This is a genomic window from Mesorhizobium sp. M7A.F.Ca.US.005.03.2.1 (assembly GCF_003997795.1).
Classification (GTDB): Bacteria; Pseudomonadota; Alphaproteobacteria; order Rhizobiales; family Rhizobiaceae; genus Mesorhizobium; species Mesorhizobium ciceri.
Window position 1 is genome coordinate 1 of the sequence record NZ_RZRP01001119.1, and the last position, 1,635, is coordinate 1,635.

Genomic DNA, 1,635 nt, shown 5'->3' on the forward strand with positions numbered 1-1,635 from the left:
CTTGCCGATGTCGCGCCCAAGGGTTCGGCGCAGATCGTGCTCAACGAGGCGACGATCTGCCTGCCGCTTGGCAGCCTGATCGACCTCGCCGCCGAGGCTGCACGGTTGCAGAAGGAACTGGCCAAGGTGACCGAGGAGATCGCGCGCCTGCACAAGAAACTGTCGAACGAGAGGTTCGTGGCCAGCGCGCCGGCCGAGATCGTCGATGCCGAGCGTGAAAAGCTCGCCGAATACCGCGATGCACAGGACAAGCTGTCGGTCGCGTTGGCCAGGGTTCGCGACGCCGGTTGAGGATAGATTCGCGAGACTTTAGACCCCTCTAAAATGCTGGTTTTCCGCCTGGAAAATCAGCATTCCGTTGCGTTAATATTGACGTAAACGGAAGTTTTAGCCGCATTGTTGCCATAATGTAACAATGGGGCTCTCGGACCCCAAAAAAGGCCTGTTTTCGAGCCTTTTGGATGGTTTTCCCTGTTTTTTGAGAGCCGCTCAGCCTTCACAGACCATTTTTCGGCCTTGCCGCACCCGGTTGCATTTCCTCGAAAATGCGGCTGGCCAGTGTGTACATGTACGCCCGCGAATTCGTTGTTGCACCGTTAACCTGAATTGGTTCTAGCTTGGTGCACTCGAATTCGGGGGAGGACATTTCATGACTATTCTGCGACTGAAGGCGCTGCTGGGGGCGGGCTGCTTTTCGCTGGCTTTGATCGGGACGGCGATGAATCCGGCACATGCCGGCGGCCTGGAGCGTGGCGGCTACGATATCGATCTGCTGTTCGATCCTGCCCAAGTCACGGGTGAGGTCTCCGGCACCTATGTGATGCCGCAGCGCGACCTCAAGAACGTGAAGGACACCGACCCGTCCGACGGCCCCCTTAACCTCATGGGTTTCTCCAACAGTGCTCGCGATACCGAAAGCTATTGGGTGCCGAGCGTCGGCATCAAGGCGGGTATGGGCCCCGTCGATTGCCTCGTGGACTATGGCCAGCCGATTGGTGCGTCCAGCAACCCGGGTCGGAATTGGGCCGGCGCGAACAGCAATGTTGAAACCCAGGTGAAGAGCGAGGCTGTGGGTGGAACCTGCTCCTACAAAATGGATCTCGGCAAAGGACAGTTTCGTTTTATCGGCGGCGTGTTCCACGAGAATGTTTCTGGCTTCAAAGAACAATTGGTGGCTCCCATTCCCGGTGCGGGCATAGGGCGGCTTGACCTTGAGGGTGACGGCTGGGGATGGCGAGCCGGCGTTGCGTATGAGATTCCGGATATCGCCCTGCGCGCCAGCTTGGTCTATAATTCGGCGGTCAAGCTCAACAATTTGGACGGAACGCTGGATCTGTCTCAGGTTCCCGCGGCCCTCAATCCTTTAAATCCGTTTTTGGGCAAAGTGACGAATGTTAGTGGTTCCTCGCAGGTTCCGGATTCTGTAGAGCTCAAGCTTCAGTCGGGCATAGCTCCTGGCTGGCTGGCATTCGGATCCATCAAGTGGATGAATTGGAGCGAGCTACAGAGCATTCCGTTTTGTCCCACCGGCACGGCATCCTGCACGACGACCAGCCCATTGCGGCTTACCTCGCTCGATCTACTCTATCGCGATGGCTGGACAGTTTCCGGCGGCGTCGGCCACAAATTCAATGA

The 1,635-nt window shown here is 57.5% G+C and carries 1 protein-coding gene and 1 pseudogene; both read left to right on the forward strand.

Annotated features, from left to right (window positions below; genetic code table 11):
• Positions 1-291: pseudogene (locus EN991_RS35305) on the forward strand (valine--tRNA ligase); the annotation flags it as partial.
• A 358-nt stretch (positions 292-649) separates the two neighbouring features.
• On the forward strand, positions 650-1,635 hold a 986-nt coding region (locus EN991_RS35310), incomplete at its 3' end, for an OmpP1/FadL family transporter (protein WP_164769631.1).